The sequence below is a fragment of the Pseudomonas shirazica genome, from assembly GCF_015168335.1.
Taxonomy (GTDB): domain Bacteria; phylum Pseudomonadota; class Gammaproteobacteria; order Pseudomonadales; family Pseudomonadaceae; genus Aquipseudomonas; species Aquipseudomonas asiatica.
The window spans coordinates 4,048,767-4,072,039 of the sequence record NZ_CP063456.1; the positions used below are offsets into that span (position 1 = coordinate 4,048,767).

The 23,273-nt window shown below is 55.1% G+C and carries 20 protein-coding genes; 12 read left to right on the plus strand and 8 right to left on the minus strand.

All coding sequences use genetic code 11. The features are described from left to right. Positions 1 to 296 precede the first annotated feature (296 nt). The 3 genes from IMX18_RS28620 (at position 297) to IMX18_RS18715 (ending at position 1,678) form a co-directional block, all read left to right on the plus strand. Complete coding sequence (locus IMX18_RS28620; RefSeq protein WP_225903906.1) at positions 297 to 563, plus strand: hypothetical protein; 267 nt, start codon at positions 297 to 299, stop codon at positions 561 to 563. Continuing rightward, positions 556 to 1,326, plus strand: coding sequence for a hypothetical protein (locus tag IMX18_RS18710; RefSeq protein WP_225903907.1), 771 nt, complete (start codon positions 556 to 558; stop codon positions 1,324 to 1,326). Before IMX18_RS28620 ends, IMX18_RS18710 begins: the two co-directional genes overlap by 8 nt. A 127-nt stretch (positions 1,327 to 1,453) precedes the next feature. Then, the gene (locus IMX18_RS18715; protein ID WP_004576058.1) at positions 1,454 to 1,678 is read left to right on the plus strand and encodes a hypothetical protein; all 225 of its coding nucleotides are present in this window, start codon (positions 1,454 to 1,456) and stop codon (positions 1,676 to 1,678) included. A 91-nt stretch (positions 1,679 to 1,769) separates the two neighbouring features. On the opposite strand, the gene IMX18_RS18720 is transcribed toward IMX18_RS18715, so the two are convergent. From IMX18_RS18720 to IMX18_RS18740, 5 genes are all read right to left on the minus strand, one after another. Further along, the gene (locus IMX18_RS18720; protein ID WP_137163144.1) at positions 1,770 to 3,767 is read right to left on the minus strand and encodes a heavy metal translocating P-type ATPase; all 1,998 of its coding nucleotides are present in this window, start codon (positions 3,765 to 3,767) and stop codon (positions 1,770 to 1,772) included. Positions 3,768 to 3,968: 201 nt separating this feature from the next. Further along, on the minus strand, positions 3,969 to 4,292 hold the full coding sequence (locus IMX18_RS18725) for a DUF2790 domain-containing protein (RefSeq protein WP_137163143.1): 324 nt from the start codon (positions 4,290 to 4,292) through the stop codon (positions 3,969 to 3,971). A 162-nt stretch (positions 4,293 to 4,454) separates the two neighbouring features. Next, the gene (locus tag IMX18_RS18730; RefSeq protein ID WP_137163142.1) at positions 4,455 to 7,616 is read right to left on the minus strand and encodes a CusA/CzcA family heavy metal efflux RND transporter; all 3,162 of its coding nucleotides are present in this window, start codon (positions 7,614 to 7,616) and stop codon (positions 4,455 to 4,457) included. Between the two features lie 24 nt (positions 7,617 to 7,640). After that, positions 7,641 to 8,891, minus strand: a complete 1,251-nt coding sequence (locus IMX18_RS18735) for an efflux RND transporter periplasmic adaptor subunit (protein WP_137163141.1) — start codon at positions 8,889 to 8,891, stop codon at positions 7,641 to 7,643. Positions 8,892 to 8,959: 68 nt separating this feature from the next. Further along, positions 8,960 to 10,231 (minus strand): TolC family protein, encoded by a 1,272-nt coding sequence (locus tag IMX18_RS18740; protein ID WP_137163140.1) that lies wholly within the window; start codon positions 10,229 to 10,231, stop codon positions 8,960 to 8,962. A gap of 404 nt (positions 10,232 to 10,635) precedes the next feature. Here IMX18_RS18740 and IMX18_RS18745 point away from each other — a divergent pair, with 404 nt between their 5' ends. Continuing rightward, positions 10,636 to 11,979, plus strand: coding sequence for an OprD family porin (locus IMX18_RS18745; RefSeq protein WP_137163139.1), 1,344 nt, complete (start codon positions 10,636 to 10,638; stop codon positions 11,977 to 11,979). Positions 11,980 to 12,468: 489 nt separating this feature from the next. Beyond that, positions 12,469 to 13,143 (plus strand): heavy metal response regulator transcription factor, encoded by a 675-nt coding sequence (locus IMX18_RS18750; RefSeq protein ID WP_137163138.1) that lies wholly within the window; start codon positions 12,469 to 12,471, stop codon positions 13,141 to 13,143. A 536-nt stretch (positions 13,144 to 13,679) separates the two neighbouring features. Here IMX18_RS18750 and IMX18_RS28295 read toward each other — a convergent pair. Together IMX18_RS28295 and IMX18_RS18760 are read right to left on the minus strand one after the other, a co-directional pair. Continuing rightward, positions 13,680 to 14,141 carry an MbcA/ParS/Xre antitoxin family protein gene (locus IMX18_RS28295; RefSeq protein WP_137163136.1) on the minus strand — a complete coding sequence of 154 codons (462 nt, stop codon included), beginning with the start codon at positions 14,139 to 14,141 and terminating at the stop codon, positions 13,680 to 13,682. 71 nt (positions 14,142 to 14,212) lie between these two features. Continuing rightward, a complete protein-coding gene (locus tag IMX18_RS18760) occupies positions 14,213 to 15,115 on the minus strand; it encodes a site-specific integrase (RefSeq protein WP_137163135.1) in 903 nt (300 codons plus the stop codon). Between the two features lie 418 nt (positions 15,116 to 15,533). On the opposite strand from IMX18_RS18760, the gene IMX18_RS18765 reads away from it, so the two are divergent. The 3 genes from IMX18_RS18765 to IMX18_RS18775 all read left to right on the plus strand — a co-directional run bounded on the left by IMX18_RS18765 (position 15,534) and on the right by IMX18_RS18775 (position 17,926). Further along, the gene (locus IMX18_RS18765; protein ID WP_137163134.1) at positions 15,534 to 15,839 is read left to right on the plus strand and encodes a hypothetical protein; all 306 of its coding nucleotides are present in this window, start codon (positions 15,534 to 15,536) and stop codon (positions 15,837 to 15,839) included. 101 nt (positions 15,840 to 15,940) lie between these two features. Next, on the plus strand, positions 15,941 to 16,699 hold the full coding sequence (locus IMX18_RS18770; RefSeq protein ID WP_137163133.1) for an SIR2 family NAD-dependent protein deacylase: 759 nt from the start codon (positions 15,941 to 15,943) through the stop codon (positions 16,697 to 16,699). Between the two features lie 243 nt (positions 16,700 to 16,942). Then, positions 16,943 to 17,926, plus strand: a complete 984-nt coding sequence (locus IMX18_RS18775; protein ID WP_137163132.1) for a DNA-binding protein — start codon at positions 16,943 to 16,945, stop codon at positions 17,924 to 17,926. Here IMX18_RS18775 and IMX18_RS18780 read toward each other — a convergent pair. Beyond that, positions 17,881 to 18,831, minus strand: a complete 951-nt coding sequence (locus IMX18_RS18780; RefSeq protein ID WP_137163131.1) for a hypothetical protein — start codon at positions 18,829 to 18,831, stop codon at positions 17,881 to 17,883. The two genes, IMX18_RS18775 and IMX18_RS18780, sit on opposite strands and share 46 nt — an antisense overlap. A gap of 309 nt (positions 18,832 to 19,140) precedes the next feature. Here IMX18_RS18780 and IMX18_RS18785 point away from each other — a divergent pair, with 309 nt between their 5' ends. The 4 genes from IMX18_RS18785 (at position 19,141) to IMX18_RS18800 (ending at position 23,184) form a co-directional block, all read left to right on the plus strand. Further along, the gene (locus IMX18_RS18785; protein WP_137163130.1) at positions 19,141 to 19,365 is read left to right on the plus strand and encodes a hypothetical protein; all 225 of its coding nucleotides are present in this window, start codon (positions 19,141 to 19,143) and stop codon (positions 19,363 to 19,365) included. Further along, positions 19,343 to 20,056 (plus strand): PDDEXK family nuclease, encoded by a 714-nt coding sequence (locus IMX18_RS18790; RefSeq protein ID WP_137163129.1) that lies wholly within the window; start codon positions 19,343 to 19,345, stop codon positions 20,054 to 20,056. Before IMX18_RS18785 ends, IMX18_RS18790 begins: the two co-directional genes overlap by 23 nt. Before the next feature lie 322 nt (positions 20,057 to 20,378). Continuing rightward, positions 20,379 to 22,262 carry a DNA-binding domain-containing protein gene (locus IMX18_RS18795; protein WP_217190054.1) on the plus strand — a complete coding sequence of 628 codons (1,884 nt, stop codon included), beginning with the start codon at positions 20,379 to 20,381 and terminating at the stop codon, positions 22,260 to 22,262. Next, positions 22,240 to 23,184 (plus strand): TniB family NTP-binding protein, encoded by a 945-nt coding sequence (locus IMX18_RS18800; RefSeq protein ID WP_170978815.1) that lies wholly within the window; start codon positions 22,240 to 22,242, stop codon positions 23,182 to 23,184. The genes IMX18_RS18795 and IMX18_RS18800 overlap by 23 nt, the downstream gene beginning before the upstream one ends. The last annotated feature ends 89 nt before the right edge of the window (positions 23,185 to 23,273 follow it).

Consider the following 23,273-nt stretch of genomic DNA (forward strand, 5'->3'; position numbering starts at 1 on the left):
TTCCTCTCATCAGTCTGACTTGAGAAAGCCGGAAGCGCTCAATGTGCTTCCGGCTTTCGTGTTTCTGACGTGATCAAGCATGGAGCGCCCTCCTCCTACCTCCATTCGCTTACGATGACCTCTCTTGCCAAAGCTCGGCGAATCTGGTGAGATTGCCGCGTCGGGATTTGCATGGTGGCCGTGCAAGCAAATCAAACCTGACTCCTACTCATGATTGAACCTGATTCGACGTCCAGCTTCGCGTCTAACGGCCCTACAAGCGCAGCTACCCCAACGTCGCTCATTAGGGGATAGTCATGTCTGCCAAAAAGCTGCTTCAACCTCTCGCTGCTCAGCTGCACGCCTCATTCTCGGCTTCCGGTCGCCCGTACCCTCACCAGCACATTCACCAGCTGCTCCACGCTGCCATTGGTTCCGTCGCCCCGGAAGTTGCCTCCAAAGACAAACTGCCAATCCAGGTGCGCCGTGATAGCGACAGGCAGTACAACCTCTACGAGACGATCGAGCGAGCGAGCGAAAAAGTGCTTGGGATTGACCGATCTTCAAGCAGTCGGCGTGGCTGAAGAAATCATCGAGGTGCTACGAGCTTCAGGGATCGGCGTGAACCAGGTTCGCCTGCTCCTCGACCCCTCCTTTACTTCGAAGACTCGTAAAAAGGCCTTCAAGGCCCTCTGCAAGAATCTGGATCTGAACGAGCTCGGCGATCGGTTCGTCCCGAAAACGGCGACGCTGGCCATAGCGGCGGGAATGGCACCGCCTCCGAAAAACACGTGGAAAGATCGCTTCGCCCTGGCTGCAGCTTTCCCTCTACGGGGACAGAGCCAACTCGTTGAAATGGTGACCCGAAGCGAGTGCTACTTATGGGTATTTCCGCCGACTGACCATCATGCCACGGCTCCCGCGACTCACGACCGTTTCTTCGGTGAGCAGACCTATCCGAGTGCTGAGATGGGCATGGGTTTCAGCATCATCGATTCCGGCTGGGCCCGTCCCAAGTACTCAATGCTCTCCAAGCAGCCGGAGGAGACCTTCATCCAGTATTCGCTTTCGGCGCCAATGTGGTCCTGGAGCGCACAAACTAACACCTGGCGGCTGGGAAATATCCTTCGCACCCAGATCCTTGACGGGGCTCCTTGGCGTAACGAGCCCTTGAGCGATGTGCTGCCAGGTGGTCTGAAGTCTCTGCCGCGGATTTATGGGTGCACCACCTGCCAGACGCTGTTCGTCGAGAAACACAGCGGCTATTCGGATGTACCCACTCAGTGCCAATGCGGTGATGCGAGCAGCACGGGTGACCAAAACGAGTCACCTGCTCTCAATAGCTGATTTTCCTTACGGTGGCGGGCTATGCCCCCCGTTAGGGATTGGCTATGGGAGCGGGATTCGCTCACCCCAAACCTGAAGGCGCCGCCATCTAACCGAGCGATATGAGCTGAATGCTCGCGGAGTAGATATGCAGAACAGTACCAACAAACAAGACACCCTGGCGGCGATCAATGCACTTGTGGAGATTGCGTATGATCAGGGATTTGCGAACGGACATGGGGTCGGCAATCAAGTCGGTTTCGTAGCCGGTGTCATGAGCCTCAAAGCTGCGTTGGCCTGCGGCTTACGGCACGGCTCACCTGAGTGTGGAAAGGCCCTTGAAAGCCTCAAGCGCATCGGGATCGACGAGTGAGAAAAAATACGGGTCGTGCGCTGATCGCGCACGACCCGTACTTCTACTTCAGGTCATTTCCCTGCTTAGCTTCATGATTGAAGCTCAGGGATCAGGTGCTTCTGCGGTAGGCCAACAACCGCAAGGCGTTGAAGACGACCAGTAGTGTGGAGCCCTCATGGATCGCAACAGCGGCACCAATGCTCAAGCCCATGATGGCAGATGGAACCAAGATGGCCACAATCCCCAGGCTGACGAACAGGTTCTGGCGGATGATCGATCGCGTGTGACGGCTCAGCCCCACCGCAAATGGTAGTTGCCTGATGTCGTCAGCCATAAGCGCGATATCAGCCGTTTCCAGGGCGACATCAGATCCGGCAGCCCCCATTGCGATGCCAACGCTCGAATTGGCCATGGCCGGAGCATCATTCACGCCGTCACCCACCATGGCGACCTTGGCGCTAAGGCGCAGGTTCTTGACGGCCTTGACCTTATCTTCCGGCATCAGGTCTCCCCACGCCTCATCTAAGCCAACTTGTTTGGCCACCGCCTCTGCAACGCGGTTGTGGTCTCCAGAAATCATGACCATGCGGTCGATGCCCATCTCTCTGAGTTTCTGGAGTGCCTCTTTGGCCCCCTCTCGGGGTGTGTCCAATAGCCCGATAGCGCCCAGATCCTTGTCAGCGCGACGTACCACCATGGTTGTGCGGCCCGACTGACGTAGACGCTCTGCTGCCTCCAGGGCAGCCTTGCTCAGTGCGGGAATACCATTGGTACCGAACATCTCGACCTTGCCAATCCAGACGAACTGCCCATCAAGCTCAGCACGCACGCCGCGGCCAATCATGTTGCTCATGTTCTTGGCTTGGATTCGGCGCCGTGTGCCAATCATCTCTTCACCGTCACGCACAATTGCCGCAGCCAGCGGATGGTCGCTCATCGACTCCACAGCAATGGCGACGTTTAGTAGATCCTCGATCTGCGTGCCGCCCACGGGTATTACATCGGTAATGCGTGGGCGCCCTTCGGTCAGGGTACCGGTCTTGTCGAATGCCATGGCATTCAAGGAGCCAAGCTCTTCAAGTGGCGCACCGCCCTTGATCAGCACGCCACCTCGGGCTGCCCTGGCGATGCCGGAGAGAATGGCGCTTGGTGTAGCGATCGCAAGAGCGCAGGGGCTGGCTGCAACCAGAACGGCCATCGCCCGGTAGAACGAGTCACGGAACGGCTCGTCAAGGAAAATGCCGGCAAATAGCAGCCCTACTACCAGCAGCAAAACCAACGGGACGAATATGCGTTGGAAGCGGTCCGTGAATCGCTGGGTCGGTGACTTCCTGACTTCGGCTTCACTGACCATCTTGATGACCCGCGCCAGGGTACTTTCCGTGGAGCGCCGTGTTACCTCAATCTCGATGAGAGTTTCGCCATTGATGGTGCCGGCGAAGACTTTCGAGCTTGCATCGACTGCATCTGGCTTACTACGTGCGAGCTCGGCATCAGCGACAGGTTGCTTGTCCACAGGGACGCTCTCACCGGTCACTGGCGCCTGGTTGATACTTGAGGAGCCCACGACAACAAAGCCATCGGCCGGCAGGCGGTCATTGGGGCGCACGATGACAACGTCACCGGGAACGAGAAGCTCCACCGGCATTTCCATCGTGCCATTTGCTCTGCGTACGATCGCGGTGGCCGGTGCGAGCTTGGACAGTGCCTCAATCGCTTTCTTGGCCCGCCCCATCGCGTAGCTTTCAAGGGAATGCCCCAGACTGAACAGGAACAGCAGCAAAGCCCCCTCCGCCCAGGCGCCAATGCTTGCGGCACCGGCTGCGGCGAGAAGCATCAGCGAGTCGATCTCGAAGCGTTTCTGGCGGATGTTGGTGACTGCTTCCTTAGTGGTGAACCATCCACCGAAGACGTAGGCCGACACGTACATAATCAGGGGCAGTCGATCAATCAGCCCAAGTTTTTCTGCGAGGGCTCCGGCACCCAGGAGAGCACCACAGATCAGCGCGAAAAACAGCTCGGTGTTCATGCCAAAAATGCCGCCATGCTCATGGCTATGACCTTCATGCTCGGCTTGGTCATCAGGGCGTTCAAGCAAACTCTTCATAACTCGTCCCTTCTGGGGTCAAGGCTTCCAATTGCCCTCTGCAGTTGGGAGCCGTCGCGGTTGGTTAGCTAAGACCTATTGCACGGTTTACCCCGGCCCAGGCGTTAACATTTCAAAGCTATGGGGCATCGGGCGTAATAAAAAATGCCAGGCACTGCCTGGCATTTATGAATTCTCTAATTGTTCTGTTCAAATCGGTTACTACTTGTTGTTGATGCATTGCGAATACATCGAGTAACGAACAGTCTTGAGCGTGCCCTGGGAGTCCTCGAAGGTCATCAACCGTGGGTAGACCTGGCAGGTACGGGGGTCCTGCGACTGACGTACGAACTTAGCAACGTCTATCTTCATGCCATATTTGTAATCCTGAATCTCTGGCATTGGCTTGCCATTCTTTTCCGCGTACTTGGCCACTGCGGCCTGGTGTTCCTTGGTGTATTGCAGCTGCTTGCTCTCGGAAAAAGTGTTGGCCTGCGAAGCCATCGAGAAAACAACAAGTGCAGCAGCAATAATTAGCTTTTTCATAAGAACCTCTCAATTTCAAATCTTCTCGGGCGTAACTTTAGCAATGCATAGGCATCACCGGCATGACGAGAAACTTACAATTTTGAAAGGTAAGTGCATCTACCTCATATAAAACAAAAAAGCCCACAACACGTGTTGTGGGCTTCTCATTAGCAGCAGCTATCAGCTAACCACTTCGGCCTCGTCGCCGTCTTCATCCTTGCGGTGTGCCCAGTGATACAGGGCAGGGAGTACCAACAAGGTCAGTGCGGTGGATGACAGGATCCCGCCAATCACCACCGTCGCCAGTGGCCGCTGTACTTCTGCACCGGTACCGGTGGCCAAAGCCATCGGGATGAAGCCCAGGGAAGCTACCAAGGCAGTCATCAGAACAGGTCGCAGACGGGTCAATGCGCCTTCATCGACTGCCTGCCTGAGCGTTCGCCCTTCCTCCCTTAGCCCGCGGATGAAGGCAATCATCACCAGGCCATTCAGTACTGCAACGCCGGACAGTGCAATGAAGCCGACACCTGCCGAGATCGACAAAGGAATGTCCCGCAGCCACAGCGCCACAACACCACCGGTGAGTGCGAATGGAATACCGGTGAAGACCAGCATGCCGTCCTTCAGGTTGTTGAACATCAGGAACAACAAGGTCATGACCAGCAGCAAAGCGACTGGAACAACGATCTGGAGGCGTTTGGCCGCCGACTGCAGCTGCTCGAACTGGCCACCCCAAGTCGTCCAGTAGCCCGCAGGGATTTGCACCTTCTGATCCAGTGAAGCGGTCGCCTCCTCAACGAAGGATCCCAGGTCACGGCCTCGAACGTTGGCGCTGACAATTACCAGACGTTTGCCGTTCTCCCGGCTGATTTGGTTCGGGCCCAGTTGCAGGTCCAGATTGGCGACCTGCGACAGCGGGATGAAACCGATCTGGTTGGCACCCTGAGCCGCATTGGCAGGCACCGGAATCAGCAAACTGGACATCCCCGCTACGTCGGTGCGAACGGTCTCAGGCAGGCGCACTACCATGTCAAACCGACGGTCGCCCTCATACAGCGTGCCGGCCTGGCGACCACCCACGGCGATAGCGATCGAGTTCTGAACATCCGCGATGTTCAGGCCGTAGCGTGCTGCTTTCTCGCGGTCGATGTTGATTGTCAGCACCGGCAGGCCGGATGTCTGCTCAACTTTCACTTCCGACGAGCCCGGTACCGCTTTGAGCGCTGCCGCGATCTTGTTGGCGGTGTTGTTGAGCACGTCCATGTCATCGCCGAAGACCTTCACAGCGACGTCACTACGCACGCCCGAAATCAGCTCGTTGAAACGCAGTTGGATTGGCTGCGACAACTCATAGTTGCTTCCTGGAACACCCGCTGCAGCCTTCTGCACCTCAGCAATCAGCTCATCGCGAGGCTTCTTGGGGTTAGGCCACTGATCCTGAGGCTTGAGCATGATGTAGGCGTCGGAGGCGTTCGGTGGCATCGGGTCAGATGCAATTTCCGCGGTACCCGAGCGTGCGAACATACGTTCGACTTCAGGCACCTGCGCTATTACCGCTTTCTCCAGACGCTGCTGCATTTCGACGGACTGAGTGAGGCTCGTTCCAGGCACGCGCATGGCCTGAAGCGCAAAGTCACCCTCACTCAGGCTTGGGATGAACTCGCTACCCATACGACTTGCCAGTACACCGCTCAGCACGACCAAGGCTACCGCGGCCGAGAAAGCGATGTTCCGATGTCCCAGCACCCATTGAAGAACCGGCTCATAGCGCAGTCGAGCTGTGCGCATGACCACGCCTTCCTCTTCCTTCACCTTGCCAGTGACGAACATGGCAATAGCTGCAGGAACAAAGGTAACGGACAAGACCATTGCACCCAGCAACGCCATCACAACGGTGAAGGCCATCGGGTGGAACATTTTGCCTTCGACGCCGGTGAGGGCGAAGATCGGCAGGTACACCACCATGATGATCAGCTGACCGAAGATCAGCGGCCGGCGAGCCTCTCGCGCCGCGGCAAAGACCTCGTGGAAGCGTTCGGTTTTGGTGAGCATGCGGCCATGCTTATGCTGCGCATGAGCCAGTCGACGGATCGCGTTTTCTACAATAACCACGGCACCGTCGACGATGATGCCGAAGTCGAGTGCCCCCAAACTCATTAAGTTGGCACTGACCTTGTTGTTGAACATGCCTGTGAAGGTGAAAAGCATGGACAGCGGAATCACCATCGCGGTGATCAGGGCAGCACGGATGTTGCCGAGGAACAGGAACAGAATGGCGATTACCAGGATCGCGCCTTCCACCAGGTTCTTCTTCACTGTCGCGATGGCTTTTTCAACCAGGTTGGTACGGTCGTAAACAGTCACAGCCACCACGCCCTTTGGCAGGGTGCGGTTGATGTCCGCCAGTTTGGCGGCGACAGCTTGAGACACGGTACGGCTGTTTTCACCAATCAGCATGAACACGGTACCGAGCACGACTTCGCGGCCGTTCTCAGTAGCAGCACCTGTGCGGAGCTCTTTACCGATGCTGACGTCAGCAACGCTGCTGATGCGAATCGGTGCACCATCCACACTGGTGATCACGATGTTGGCGATGTCTTCGATGTTGCCTACCTGGCCGGGCGCACGGATGAGCAACTGCTCACCATTACGTTCGATGTAGCCGGCGCCGACGTTGGCGTTGTTACTTTCCAACGCTGCGACCAGGTCATTGAGGGTCAGCTTGTAGGTAGCCAAGCGCTTTGGATCCGGCGCAACCAGGAACTGCTTGGCGTAGCCGCCGATGGTATTGATCTCGGCCACACCCGGAACGTTGCGCAATTGAGGCTTGATTATCCAGTCCTGGATCACGCGCAGGTCAGTCGGGGTGTACGGCGTACCGTCCTCTTTGACCGCGCCATCTTCGGCTTCAACGGTCCACAGGAAGATCTCGCCGAGGCCGGTAGATACCGGACCCATGACGGCCTCTACGCCTTCGGGCAGCTGTTCCTTCGCAACCTGCAGCCGCTCGTTGATCAACTGGCGGGCAAAGAAGATGTCAGTGCCATCCTTGAAGATCACGGTGACCTGAGACAGGCCAGAGCGAGACAGGGAACGGGTCTGCTGAAGGCCCGGGAGACCGGCCATGGCCGTTTCAACTGGAAACGTGATCCGTTGTTCGGTTTCCAAAGGCGAATAACCAGGCGCTGCAGTGTTGATCTGCACCTGGACGTTGGTGATATCGGGTACCGCATCGATGGGCAGCTTTTGATAGCTGTAGATACCGATACCCGCCATGATCAGAACAGCGATCATTACTACGATGCGCTGCTCGATGGCGAATCTGATGATACGTTCAAACATGAGAAATCATCCTGTCAGTTCGCATCAGTGACCGTGTTCGGCAGAAGCTTTGCCGAGCTCGGACTTGAGTGTGAAGCTGCCACTGGTTGCTACCTGGGCGCCGGCTTCAATACCGTCGATGACTTCCACGTACCCATTGTCGCGACGACCCAGTTTTACCGGGCGGGTGTCAAACCCATCTGGGGTGCGTACGAATACCGAAGGTTTGTCTTCAACGGTCTGCACTGCATGCTCAGGGACCGCTACGGCAACTCGATCGGTCTGGGAAGTGACCGCAATGTTCACGAACAGGCCTGGACGCCAGGCACCGTTGGGGTTGGTCAAGGTGACGCGGACAGTAGCTGCACGGTTTTGCTCGCCCAGCAGGCTCCCGACATAACCCACCTTCCCTTCGACCTCGACGTTCATGTCAGGCGAAGAGACTTTCACCGCACGACCAGTCGTGACCTTGCCCAGATCTGTAGGCGGGACGGCGAAGGTTGCCCAGACCTGATTCAGGTCGGAAAGGATGAAGGCGTTGGTCGCCTCGCTGACGACTTCGCCAACGGTCAGGTGTTTCTCCACCACCACGGCGTCGAAGGGAGCTCGGAGTTCGTAACGATTACCGCCAACGGAGTTAACCGAAGCACCGATCGCTCCGACCTTCTGCTTGGCGTTGGCCAAGGAGATCTCGGCTTCTTGCAGCGCCTGGCGTGCTTGGAGGTAGTCTTGCTCTGCGGAAATCTTGTCCTGCCACAGCTGCTTCTCACGCTCGAAGGTAACACGCGCCAGTTCGACGCGACGCTGTGCGGCCTGTTGTTCGCTGCGCAGGTCAGAGATCTGCTGGCTGGCGATCACCGCGAGGACCTGACCCTTTTTGACCGTCTCACCCAGGTCGGCTTGGACAGTCTCAACAACGCCAGGAACACGAGGAACCACGTGGGCAGTACGGTCTTCATCGAAGCGAATTTCGCCCGGGAAGCTCACGACTGTACCCAAGTCACGGGGCGCCGCAGCTTCGAGAGCAACGCCGGCTGCCTTGATCTGATCAGCGCTGAGCGTCAGCTTGCCCTCTTCCTCACCGCCCTCTTCGCTGTGGCCTTCTTCACCATGGCCCTCATCACCTTCCTCTTTGGGGGCAGATGCGGCTTTCTTTTCGTCGCCATGGCCATCGTTAGCGCCATGCTCGGCGGTACTGGCGGCCTGCTGTCCGGAACTGTTGTTCCAGGCAAGGCTGCCAAATCCGAGGGCTGCCACAGCGGCTACCGCGAGGGCGATCTTGCGTTTGTTATCCATTGCTACTCCTGCTGATCGTAGGCACCGGCTTGTTCAAGGCTGTGTGCCGAAGAAAATGTTTGGCCCGTTCAGCGAGCGCCGGCAGTTGAGCCGACTTCGCCATAAACCCTTTCCACCTGCGCACGCGCATTGGTCGCCGCTGCCAACGATTCGAGGTATTGGCCACGAGCGACGATCAAGGTGCGCTGGGCATCCAGCACTTCGATGAAGCCGAATTTGCCCATCTCGAAGCCGCGAGTTGCGGTCTCTACGGCTTGCTGGGCTGAGGGCAGAATGGTCTTGTCGTAGGACTCGACCTCCTGCATGGCGGTGGACCACTGGTTCAACGCGGTTTGGGTTTCGGTGCGCAGGCGCAGCTCCACAGCGTTACGCTGGTCTCGGGCCTGATCTGCGCGTCGAGAAGCGGAAAGGATGTTGCCCTGGTTGCGATCGAACAGCGGCAAAGGCATAGACAGGCCCACAGTGTTGACTCGCTCTCGCACAGAGCGGTCGTACTGGCTACCTACGCTGACAGTAAGGTTCGGGATACGCTGAGCTTTCTCTGAGCCGAGCGAGGCATCGCTCTTGTCGATCTGTACCACGGCCTGGCGCATTTCTGCGGTCTGGTCGAGCTTTGCCAGTAGATCTTCAGTACGAGGCGGCAAGCCCGGAGACAGGGTTGGCGATTCGAGTCGATCAAACACGGTGACTGAACTGCCCGTAATTTGAGCGAGCTGTTGGTAAGCGGTTGCTTTCTCCGTTTCGGCGCGTCGAACTTGCAGCTTGGCCTCGGCCAGTTGCACCTGGGCGCGGGTGGCCTCTACCGGGGAGGATTTACCTGCGCGAACACGGCCATCGACGATGCGAAGACCGCGCTCAGTCAGTTCGAGAGATTGCTTGGCCAGGTCGAGACCTGTCTGGGCTCGCAACGCGGCGTAAAAGGCTTGGACGACGTCTGCACGCAGGCCGTTCACGCGACGGTCTAACTCCAGCTGTGCGGCGGTCTGCCCGTATGTGGCGACGTCAACACGAGCCCCCCGCTTACCACCCAACTCCAGGGTCTGGCTGAGAGAGACAGTCGTCTGGCTGGTGTTACGACGGGTGTCTTCCACGTCATACGAAATTGTGGGGTTGGGGATAAGCCCAGCCTGCTTGCGAGCACCATCAGCGATGCCAATCTCTTGCCTGGCGGCAGCCAGGTCAGGGTTTGCATCCATGGCCGTCGAAAGCGCCTGGGGCAAGCTGATGCTTTGGGCAAAAGCTGCAGGTGCCATCAAACCGGAGATGACTGCACAGAGTGCAGCAATCTTCCAGGGCGAGACGGAGGTCTTGGATAAGACATTGCGGTTATACCGGGGCACTTTGATGGTCCTCGTGCACAAACTTCGATAAAGCTTGGCGAGAACGCCGAAACAGCTGCCAAGCCCCACTTGATTAGGTGATGGCACTCTAATGAGCGGTAGCTATCAGAGGGGTGGCTAGAAAATTACAATTTCGTAAGAAAACCCCGTAATGCCCGTAAATACTGGGAAATCCAACTCAGCACCAGGCTTTCGTTACAAACGACGGAGATGGCAAACACGCGGTGGGAAGAGGCGAAATAACGGACAGATGACGAAATTGTAATTGTCCTATCACCCTCCCGTTATCTTCGGCCTGCAAATATGAGCTCGCGCTACGCTAGGCGCGCCGCCGGGTCAGAACAATTAACGACACCCGCGTCGGTAAACATAATAAAAACTGCCGTGAATCAAAGGAGCATCGGATGAAAATCAAAGTACCACTGTATTTGGCGGCAGTTTCTGCGCTGTCTGGAAGCTATGCTATTTCGGCACAAGCTGAAGACAAGCCAGAAGGCTTCATTGAAGGCAGCAGCCTTACAGTGCTGAACCGTAACTTCTACTTCAACCGTGATAACCGCGACAGCACCGCTCCCACTTACAACAGTGGCAAGGGCAATACCAACGGCTACTCCGAAGCCTGGGCGCACGCGATCATCAGCAAATTCAACTCTGGGTTTACCCAGGGCACCGTTGGCTTCGGCGTTGATGCTTTTGCCATGATCGGCCTTAAGCTTGATACCGGTGACGGGCGCAACGGCGGCCGGAGCTCCTTCGACGTACTGCCCGTTGATAACAAGGGCGAAGCTCGCGACGAGTACACCAAGGTCGGTGGCGCAGCTAAAGTCCGCTTGTTCGATACCATCGTGAAAGTGGGTGATGTCTTCCCATCGACCCCAGTCGTTGCATCCGGTGACTCTCGCCTGCTGCCAGAAAGCTTCCGCGGCGTGACCGTTGAGAACACCAGCATCCAAGGTCTTACCCTGCAGGGCGGTCGACTGCACGCCATGAGCCAGCCAGTCTCCAGTAACCTGAACGACAACTTCGTGACCTTCTACGGCGGCCCGGTCAATTCGCCATGGATCGGATACGGTGGTGGTGACTACTCGATCAACGACAACTGGACCGTGAGCGTCTACGCGAGCCAGTTGAAAGACGTCTGGAACCAGTACTACGCCGGTACCAGCTTCGCCTACCCATTGAACGATGATCTGGCGCTGATCGGTGGCTTCAACTACTACAAAGCCGTAGATGAAGGTAAACGACGCTTGGGCGAATTCGACAACAACATCTGGAGTGCCAAGGTCGGCGTACGTTACGGTGCCCACACCCTGGCCCTGTCGCACCAGCGAAACAACGGAGACGACGACTTCGACTACCTGCGTCAGTCGGACTCGATCTTCGTCGATAACTCCATTCAGTACAGCGATTTCAACTCGCCGAAAGAGCGCTCCTGGATGCTGCGCTATGACCTGAACTTCACCAGCTACGGCATTCCGGGCCTGACGTTCATGACTCGCTACGCCCGGGGCTCGGGCGCAGATTACTCGAACGCTAACCAGTTCTACATGCGCACTGACGACAACGGCAACCCACTCACCAATCAGAAGCGTTGGGAGCGTGACGTCGAGGTCAAATACGTCGTGCAAACCGGGCCAGCAAAAGATCTGTCCTTCCGTTTGCGCCAGGCAACCACGCGTGCCACTGCATTTGAATCGGATCTGGATGAAACTCGCGTAATCATCGAGTACCCGCTTTCGATTCTGTAATTCGCTAAACGGACCAGTCTTTCGACGGCTGGTCCAATTAGTAAAACGAGCATTACGAATTCACCTTGAGTGGCTTAAGTGCTCCTTTGGTAAAAGGTGGATATTTGGCGCCCATTGGGCGCCTTTTTTTTGTCTAAAATTCAAGTAAGCGTTCGATTGTACGCACCACATGCCGGTGTAGTTCATGACTACACCAGTGACCAGTCTCCTCGATATGAGCAATCTCGCCGTCATCTGAACGGAATGAAGCCAACACAAAGAAGAAAATAACCCAATACTTCATAAGGTCAAATCACCTGCTGGAGAGACGGCCCGTAACTGTCAAACCCAAACCGCGACAAGATATACCGCCAGACTATCAACTGTATTACCTGGAAATTACAAATCCGTCATTTGAACCCCAAGGCGCTCATTTTGATTTACCATCCATTTCAATAATGCCGGCGCGCGTGCGCGGTTAATTGCTCAGTGATATCGAGACAAAATCCCATGCGAATTCTGGTAATCGAGGATGAAGTAAAAACTGCGGAGTATGTGCGTCAAGGCCTTACAGAATGTGGCTATGTCGTAGATTGCGTCCACACCGGGTCAGATGGATTATTCTTGGCCAAGCAGCATGAGTACGAGCTGATTATCCTAGATATAAACCTGCCAGAGATGGACGGTTGGCAGGTCCTTGAGTTGCTGCGCCGTAAAAATTGCCCTTCCCGTATCATGATGCTGACGGCGAGAAGCCGGCTGGCGGATAAGGTCCGGGGATTGGAGAACGGTGCAGATGACTACCTGATCAAACCATTTGAGTTCCCTGAGCTGCTAGCACGGGTTCGCGCCTTGATGCGTAGGTCTGATCACCCTGCATCCGTAGAGACCATTCGCGTGGCGGACCTAGAGCTTGACCAGAGCCGGCACAGAGCCTTCAGGGACGGCCAGCGCATTGATTTGACGACGAAAGAATTCGCGTTACTGCACTATCTGATGCGCAATACAGGTGTGGTATTGAGCCGCACGCAGATCATCTCCCAAGTGTGGGATATGAACTTTGACTGCGATACAAACGTCGTAGAAGTTTCGATTCGAAGACTTAGAGCCAAGATAGATGACCCATTTGAGACCAAGCTGATACATACGCTTCGAGGCGTAGGGTATGTGCTTGAGAAGCGTTAAACGCCGAACCGTCAAGCACTAAAATATAGATTCAACTTATCCGGAACGGACAAATTTTCTTCGTTGAATATTAGTAATTTCAATCCATCGCACAACCCCCTCACCAAACGTCATGAGGTCACCTTGGCATGAGGTATAGCATAGATTATCGGCAGATTTCAGAGGGCCAATCATACGCCAGAGCTGATTCGCGCTCAGCCGACATTATCTTCAACAGCGATCATGGCCTAGCCCTAATTCCGAGTGTCGGCGATGTCGTTAACATCCCCACTACATCTGTCAAACCGGGGGTCTGCGGCATAGTCAAATCGAGGGTCTTCAATTATCTGCGCGCATCAGAAGAGCTATACTGCCATATCAACATACTCGTTGAAGAGGCCGAAATGAATTTCAGCAACCTGATCACTGAATACATGCACAACCAAGCACGCGCTCAACCACCGTCAAGATAAAATAGAAGGCGACATTTAAGGCTTGCACAATTTAGCCCTGATGAACCATGCATAAAGCGATCACCTCTAATCATGAAGCATCGATTAGTGATAGATCCCAAACTCGATCTTTTGAAGATACTCCTCAACAGCCTGGAAACCCCACCAGTTACCAGCAATATCCAGTGGTACGTGGCCAGCAAGGTATCTGCAAGATTTTCCGAGCCATTGCTCAGCCATTTGCTGACTACCGAAAACTGCTGTTGCGTGCTCTAACACCTGGGCATATTGGAGAGCTGTTGCACTCTGCCGAGCATTGAGCAGAACACCGGGCCCGATTTGCCTACTGCGATTTGAGTGCCCGAGAATCCGATCCAGTACCGACGCAGTCCCGTACAACGGCGAAGATGCGACCATGGCTTTCACTTTAGACAGCGCAAAGCCTGTGCACACGAGTTGGTACAAGGCCAGCGAGCTCAGTGGCGTTGTCTGGAGCCCAATCAAATAGGCTGTGGGCCGACAGTTGGATTCGATCAAACCGACCCTACGAGTGTCAGGATTCATCATGGCTTTCTCACTAGCAGGCTACCCGATAACGTAATACCCCTCGACTCCTCCGCGGAATTCCCACCACCCGCTCAGCGGCGTAGGGTTCCGAACGGCGCATCCGCTTCCACATAGCGCAATGCTGATTGCGCATCTCGCCAACCCACATAGTCCATCAGCGCCTTCACGCTCCACTGATTGCCACTGGCCCAGGTGGCAAACCCTCGACGCAACGAATGGCCGCTGAAACCCACTGCCCCCAGCCCACTGCGCTGCAAAATCCGCCGGAGGATTCGGGACACGCTGTAACTGTGTAGCCCCTCACCCAACCGCCCCCAGCGGTCGACGTTGCGTAGCAATGGACCTTCACACAACCCACTACAACCCAGCCAGTCCTCGTAGGCTTGGACAGGGCAAAGATGATTGAGTGCAGGCACGCTGAGCTGCCGCCCCACGTTAGCGCGATCAGTCTTGCTGCTGGGCAGAAACAATGTCAGCCCCTTCGCCGGTTCGAGCCGGGTGAATTCGATGCGCAAGCGGCACAGCTCGTCGCTACGCAGCGCACGCCAAAAGCCCAGCAACAGTAACAGCCGATCGCGGCAAGCACGCAAACGCAAAGCAGGCTGCTCGCCCTCCTCCTCACTTTTCAGTACCTGGATGCAGGCTTCCAGTTCCTGCAGTTGCAGCGGTTCAGCCTGCTGGACCGGCCGGGTGTGCAATGCCTGGATGCCCCGCAGCACATCGCGCACGGCCAGTGCCTTGGTCGGGTCGACAAAACCATGCTCTTGATGCCAGCGGGCCAACGCCGCCAAGTGCGTACGCAGAGTACCCGGAGAGAAATGTTCGGCATGCGCCGCCAGGTAGCGCGCCACACTGGCGGGACTGGCCGGCAGCAGCCCACCCCATTCCCCTTCGAAATGTTCGATCACCCGCGCATAGCGGCGGCCAGTGCTTTCACGCCGACCCGCCTGGCGATAGCGCTCGGGATCGTTCATGGCCTGCCCTCCATACCGCCGGATACCTCACCGACCGCCCTTTTGACCCTTGGGGTTTGAGAATGCAGGCTTCTCACACCTCAGTATCCGGCCGGTTGAGCGTTCAGAACAGCTCGCTGTACACCTGTAATTTCGTACCGCTCAATCGGTACGAAATAATCGGCTGTAACACCGCGGGAACGGCTGTAACACGCCATCGGCGGCGGCCTTCGCCGAACCCGGACCGACACTCGGGGCGCTCTGGTCTGCGTGCGTTGGGCACAGCGCGAGGAGCGCATCCACTGTTCAGTGTAGTCAAACGTCGCGGCAGTCCCCCGGACAATGCCACCCGCCACACCTGTCCCCGCGCGACCGATGGCCGATTGCATAAGCCGCCGGCTTCTACGCTTAAAGGAACGCTGGCAAACGAGGCAGCCCCATGAAAATCCTAGGACGCGTGGAACAGCACGCCGTGATCGATGTGCGCTGCGATATCTGCGATGCGTCCACCCGGCTGACGAATGGCAACCTGCAGTACGGGACGCTGGAGGCGCAGTGGGGTTATGGGACGGCGCACGACGGCGAACGCTATGAAGTGCACCTGTGCGAGCGCTGCTTCTTTACCACCCTCGCCTACCTCAAACAGGAGCGACGGACCGTGCACCTGTTCGACAGCGACCCCAACTCCAGCGAAGCGGACCTGGGCCTGGTCAGCCGCAACGATTGGTTCCGCGACGGTGGCTGACAGGTGCCCCTAGACTCGCCAGACCACTCGCTTTGTGGGTCGGTATGACCGGCGAGCCCCGCTAAGTTGATCCAGGCCCTAGCGAAGGAGGCCAACTGTCGATGGACGTGCTCGCAGACGCCGCCACCGCCTTGCGGCAGGCGCGCCACGTCGTGGTGCTCAGCGGCGCGGGGATCTCCGCCGAAAGCGGGATTCCCACGTTTCGCGATCAACTGACGGGGCTGTGGGCGCGCCATGATCCGCAGCGCCTGGAAACGGCGAAGGCGTTTCGCGAGAACCCGGCGCTGGTGTGGGGCTGGTACCTGTGGCGACGCCAACAGATGCTGCAGGCCCAGCCGAACGCGGCGCACCGCGCCATCGCCCGCCTGGCCGGCAGCGGACGCCACCTCACGGTGATTACCCAGAACATCGACGACCTGCATGAGCGCGCTGGCAGCCAGGGCGTCGTACACCTGCATGGCAGCCTGATCACACCCAAGTGTTTCGCCTGCCACCGCCCCGCCGAGTCCACTGGCGCTGAGCAGTCCGTTTCCCAGGAAGGTGAACTGGTCGAACCGCCGCGCTGTAGCCACTGTAATGGCCGGCTGCGTCCGGGTGTGGTGTGGTTCGGCGAAGACCTGCCGGCAGGCGCCTGGAAAGCCGCCGCGCAGGCGGCGCGGCAGTGCGACGTGCTGCTGTCGATTGGCACCTCCGGCGTGGTCATGCCGGCCGCCAGTCTGCCGGACCTCGCCCTGGCGGCAGGCGCCTTGGTCATCCACATCAACCCGATCGACGTCAGCATGGACAAGCCCAAGGAACTGATGCTGATCGGAGAGGCAGGGCAAGTTCTGCCCTATCTCGTGGAAGTGGCGCTGGCATAAAAAACTGAATCAAGAATCGCCACGACGATGACAGCATTCACGATGAAGCCATATACAACTGGCACACCTCTTCTTCCTAGACGCCTCGACGGCTCAACGCTCTGGTCAGCACGCTGCAGGTTTGCTCAGCAGTTCCCGGTATGGAGGAGCACCAACAATTACGACCCGCTTCGTCGGTTGAGAGCATGACTCGGCATCCGTCGCGCATACTGGCTACACGACCGGCCTTGTCGGAGTCCAAAAATGGCTCGTACTGGGATAAACAAAGCCTTGGTTCAGCAGGCCCGCGATACCCTGCTCGCCCGCCAAGAGCGGCCGAGTATTGAAGCAATCCGTGCAGAGCTTGGCCACACTGGCTCTAAAAGTACGATTCAGCGCTACCTGAAGGAATTGGCTGAACAGCAACCGACCCCGCCGGCGATTAGCCTCAGCGACGAACTTCAAGCGTACATCGTCAGCCTTGCCCAGCGCCTTGCACTCGAAGCCCAGGAAAGCGTGACAGCTGACCGTGCGCGACTCCAGCGGCAACAGGCGGCTTATGAGCATCAACGTCAGGTGGATGCCGCACGTCAGGACGAACTCTCAAAGAATCATCAGCGACTATTAGAGCAGCATCAGGGCGTACAGGATCAAAACCTCCAACTCGCCGAGCGCTTACAGACCACTGAGGGAGAACGGCAGCGCTTGTTGGCAAGCACTCAATACCAGGAGACGTTACTGGACGAGCGTGCCCAGCATATTGAATCGCTGGAGGAGAAGCACCGGCATGCACGAGAGGCCCTGAGCCATTATCGCGAGAACGCCCAACGGCAGCGCGGAGAGGACACGCAACGATACGAAACGCAGCTTCAAGGATTGCAGCATGAACTACGCGAACGTCAGCAGCAGTTATCACTGAAGCAGGAAGAGTTGAGTCAAGTCTACCGAGAGCTGGAGCGACTCACTCTTGACCAGCAGCATCGCTTGAAAGAGGTCCGCAGCCAAGCTCAGGAGGTCGAACAGCTGCAGAGCGACTTACAGCAATCGCGAGCGCTCTTGGCAAAGCAGGAACACCAGCTTTCCATACTGCGCGAACGCGCCCGCCATTACTTGTTGGATCGACGTCAAGATCAGCGTAACTTGCGGCTGATGATGCATCAAATAACTCATTTACAGTCACTGCTGTCGAGCTTTTCGCAGAGTCAAAAGTCCACTGCCGGGTCTACTAGCGAAATCACCTTGAGTTGATTCAGCATGCCGACTGACATCCGCTCAGCTCCCCCGTGGACATCGGGAAGCGGGCATTCTATTCCATTCAAGCTCACCGGATTCTCCTCCCATACTGTCCACTTGCGCTGCCACTTTTTTTCAAACGCAACAGGCATCGGCACTGGCCATTCTTCGATATTCTTCCCCAAGCAATAATCCAGCGAAGAGCACTCCTTGTCGGACAAGTTCCACACGAGCATCGCCAAACAACCCGCATGGCCGCCCAGCCAACCCCAGCTGTTAAGTTCCTCAATTTGATACAAATAAAGCTGTTGAAAAACTTCCCAACCTGCCCAACCCCTCGGCCAAGGCCTCAAAGACTCCTGAAAATACAGGCTGAGCTGCTCATGTAACTGCGCTCTAATATGACCAAAAGGATATTGAACACCGCACCACGCATACATATAGGTAAAATTTTTAGTTAACAACGAGCGATAAATGCCATAACTGTAATGACCACTAAAAAGAAGAGCCAAGTGGATTGGAAGGCATGGCAGATCAACGCGATCCAGCAACAACTCGCTGAATGTCCCGATTTTACTGTCGAGTCGTTTGCCTCCTACTCTGACTGTGTCGAGGAGCTCATCGCAAGCCCGAGCTGTCATAAGGTTAGACACGGTGCGCCACAAGGGACTGTTATAAAGGTCAGACAGTTCAACACTGAGTCCACACAGATCTGCCAGGACCGACTCTTCAATGTTGGCACCCGCCCGTAAGCGTTCCATCTGCCATCGTTTTTCCCATGGGCACCCTGGATGCTGCTGGCGCCACCAGCTGGCGATGGCACCAGGCGAACGCCGACATCCGATGCATTCTGCGACGGCATGAGTGAAGGTCAACCCGCGAAGCCCGCGAGAGAACGTATCGAGATCTTCGATGCACACGATCTCTACCTCCTAATCCCGCCCCTCCGATGCGCGGTATGAACCAGCTAACAGGCCTTACTGAGACCATCGATTTAGAGCCTTGCGCGGAATGTAGTAAAACTCCAAATGTAAGCTGAAATCGCACACAGACTTGTGAAGCTGTACACACGATAATAGAGACATACGCAATTGTGAAGTCCGTAATAGTTTACATGGCCTAAAGCCATAGCGATTAGGCATGATAATTACTACCTGCTATAACGCCCTGTTCGAGATTTCGCAGTAATGGATTGGGGCGAGAAGATGGTGTACGGCGAGGGCATATAAATGAAGCAGAGAAATCCAATCGATGCGCGGGCCGCAATCCGCACCAAGCTCGACAACGATCATGCTCAGGCGAAAGATCTGCCCCGCCTAGTCACTGGCACCATCACGATCATTGTTGATGAAGGGTACGTGACGACCTGTGTGATGACCCCAGACGTCCCTGAGACGCTAGGCAAAATTGAGTGCATGCCGAACACGGATGATGAGCAAAACGCAGGAACATAAACCTCTTGATTCCAGGTTTATTCATCCGGTTCGCGACATTGCCAAGATGGTGACCTCAATGCAGAAATTGCCCCAGTTTACCGAACCAACCGCTGCGAGCCACTATGGCAAACATCTGGTGTTCTTCCCTTCGAGAAAAAATGGTCGGCAGTTCGCTTGCAACAGCGTTCTAGAAGCTGATTACTGCATTTTGCTGGAGGCAGACCACACGGTTGTGCGTTACATGACTGGCTTGCCTGCAATCAAGCTAGAGGGGCAAAACTCAATCATATCCTATGTACCGGACTTCCTTGTTGAAACCACTGAAGAGTTTTACTACACCGAAGTCAAGCTTGACTTTGACGTCATTTCTTCAGCTTGTAGAGAAAAGCTGTATATGGCGCAACGCAGACTTGAGCTTCTTGGGCACTCGCTGAGATTGGCGGATGCAAAATCAATTCGACAAGGATTCACGCTTCGTAACCTTAAGTTCCTTTACAACCATTCTTTCAATGTAACCAGTGACGAATATGGATTACTGCAAAATGAATTGCTCAACACTCGCTTCCCCACCTCCCTTGGAAGCTTATTGCTTTCGACCAAGGTTAGTTATCGCGCCTATTACAAAGCACTATTTGATCGGAAGCTATCATTCGATGGTTTTTCCCCTCTCACAATGACCAGTATCGTAGGTTTACCTGATTCAGACTAGCGAAGGACATACCCTTAGGGAGGTTATTCAAATGCTTATCGATGACTGCAAAACGGGCAAAATCGATGCTGATGCTGTGATCAAAAATTTTAAAAGGCAGGCGGTCAACTTATATAATCTTGTAAGTATTAGCCTGGTCCGTTCACCAGCAGAACACTCCGCTACAAAGGTTTACGTGGAGCGTTAATTTGTCTCAGCGAACACTGCCCTTAGCCATACTTCGCCCGGCCCGGACAAGAGCGTGGCAAATTAAGACTTCGAGCAAATTTTTGATACCCGAATTGAGACGAGCACTTTTCCTCGCTAATAGTTGGGGTAAGTCATGACAATCTCAGACCCAAAAATTGGGGCACAATACAAGCTGGATGGTCGGATTTACGAGATCATCTCCATTTGTGACGACGATATCGGACTTTGCTCGTTAGCTCACCGCCATCATCGTTATGTGAATCACACTGATTTCGCCAACATGGAAGTGCGAGGAGTGCTGCGGTTACACCAACCCGCCATGACTCACATCAGTCGTGAGGCTAGGTTTTTGTCCCTGTCGACTGATAAACAATTCTTCTGCCGCGAACAGATCCAAATTCTGGAAACCTGCCTAAAGAAATTTGGTGGCACATTGCCGCGGAAAGAAACTAAAAATCTTCTCCGAACACTGGCTGAGTCAGGAAACTTCAGCTCAGTACCTAGTTACTCAACGTTGGCCAAACGTAAAAAAATTTATCTTGCCAATGGCTGTGATCCTTATTCGCTTTTGCCGCAGTCTAGCAAACCACGCCGCAAACACTTCTCTTCGCCAACAGAGGATCATATCAAACACTACATTAACACTGTTTATCTGACTGAGGAGCGCCCGTCGCTAGCTCACACATACCTGCTGCTTAAAGGCCATATCAGGGCAGAAAACAAGCTCCGTCTTAAATCCGGTTCCTTGCCCTTTAGAATACCTTCTTATGCGACGCTCCGTCGCCGAGTGAACGCCCTGGATAAGTTTTTTGTTGCAAGCCGGCGCTATGGCCCTAAAGCAGCGCGCAAGCTGAATAAATTTGGAGGACATCTACATGTCCCAAGTGAATTAGGAGCGATGGTTCACTTCGATACACATCACATGGATGTCTTCGCAATTGATACTGAAGGAAATGTTTTGGGCCGGCCTACGCTATCTGCCCACTTGGAACTAGTGAGTCGAATGTGCGTCGGCTGGGACATCGGCATCGGTGCGCCATGTGCAGAGAAGATGATGCGAGCGACTATGCGTATGCTCGTGAACTACGGTAATCCTGGCACAATCAGCGCCGATCATGGCGTCGAGTGTTTCAACAATTGGGTGCAGAATTCATGCGACTTGCTCGGGATTACCTTGGACTATGTACCAGTAGGCGACTGCGATGCAAAGGCTTTTATGGAGCGTTTTTTTGGCACAGTAAGTAAGGGTTTTACCCATAACCTTCCTGGGACGTGCAAAAGTTCACCGACTGAACGTGGAGATTATCCTTCAGATCAACGAGCATGCCTTACGATTAGTGATCTGCGGGAGGCTTTTGCGATTTGGCTTGAAGCGTACCACGACACAAAGCATAGCGGCATTAATTGCACGCCTCAAAAAAAGTATGAGGAAATGCAGAAAAACTGCTTGCCACTTGAGCGCTTCGATGAACTGGAGCTGAAAAATATGCTCCTAGGAAGTTTGAGGCTTCGGTTGCAAGGTGGGAGAGTGAAGTGGAAAAAATTGCAATGGACCGGACCAGGGCTTCCGGAAATCGCACAACGTCTTAAGAAGCAGCAAAAGGCTATTATTCATTATAACCCCTGTGACTTGGGGCAGGTCTGGGTCGCACATCCGGACACTCCCATGGATTGGCAACCGGCTTACGCTACCCGACCATCTTACCAAGAAGGCCTGACGGTAAGTGAGCATTCTCTTTTGCTGGAGGACCTCAAAGCTCAAAATGCGGAGTTCGATGACACTACAGCCTGCGAGCGACTGTGTGAACTGAGCGAAAAAATCAACGAGAAGAAGAACTCTAATAAAGGGCATAAGCAGACTGAGGCGAAGTCAAAACCTCGTTCAACGCCAAAAAGTAAACTTCCGGCAAAAGCTTCTTCTGGTGATCTCGTTGGGCTCTTAAATGCCCCCGAGGTCAATTTCGAGACTTTCTCAGTCCATACTGGGGATAATCATGAACGTGGAATCGAAAACTAAGCTAGCCGAATTTTCAAAGTTCACCATCGGACACACGGGCTTTCAAAAAGCGATAGAAATTATCCATCAATCATTCGAAGCAACCCGCCTGCGTGGTGAACCCGCCTGTGCTATGTTGCTCGGTGAATCAGGGACTGGCAAAACAAGGATTTGCGATCATGTCATGTCCGAATTTAAACCCCAGAAGACTGTCCATGATGAAGCGGGCATTCAGACGATTCGCCCAGTCGTCTACTGCAGAATTCCAGACAAAGTAACAGTGAAGGGGGTGGTGGTAGCCCTACTTAACGCATTCGAGGCTCACCGATCGTACAGCTCATTCACCTCTTTGGATTACCGACTACAACGCTTACTCGAAACAAATAAGACCGAGTTTATCGTACTTGACGAGTGGCAGCATACTGCAAGAGTAGGCGCGGCGGCTACTCAGAAAAGCATTTGCGATTGGATGAAGGTTCTCTCCGATTTTTTCAAGGGCGGGATCATGTTGTCCGGTACGCCTGAGTTCGAGAAAATTATTGCTCTCCACCCGGGGCTCGATGGACGTTTTCCATATCGGGCTAGGCTGGAACCATTCTCGCTTGCCACGCCAGAAAAGCAAGGGGAATATTTGGGACTGCTATCAGCTTTTAACGCTGAGATTCAAAGCAAAATGGCGTTTTCTGACATGGGTGCCCTCACTGATGAAACGAATGCGCTGGCACTTTATGTCCTCACCAAAGGCAATCTCCGCGCTTTGCGTACCTGGCTGTTCGCAGCTCTTCGCGAGGCTCTAGAGCGTGCAGATGGCAATCTGACGCGTCGGGACTTTTCAATCGCAGCCCAGCTCATTCAGAAGGAGCAACGACTTACGATGGACGATCCGTTCAATCTAAACCTTGCCCACCTGAGAAAGCTGATCATGAGTAATAAACCGAAATGAACAAATTATCATTTATCCCCCTTCCTGGTGAAGATGAAAGCTCCATCAGCTTAATGTATAGGTGCTGCGAGAAAAATGGCTACCGCACA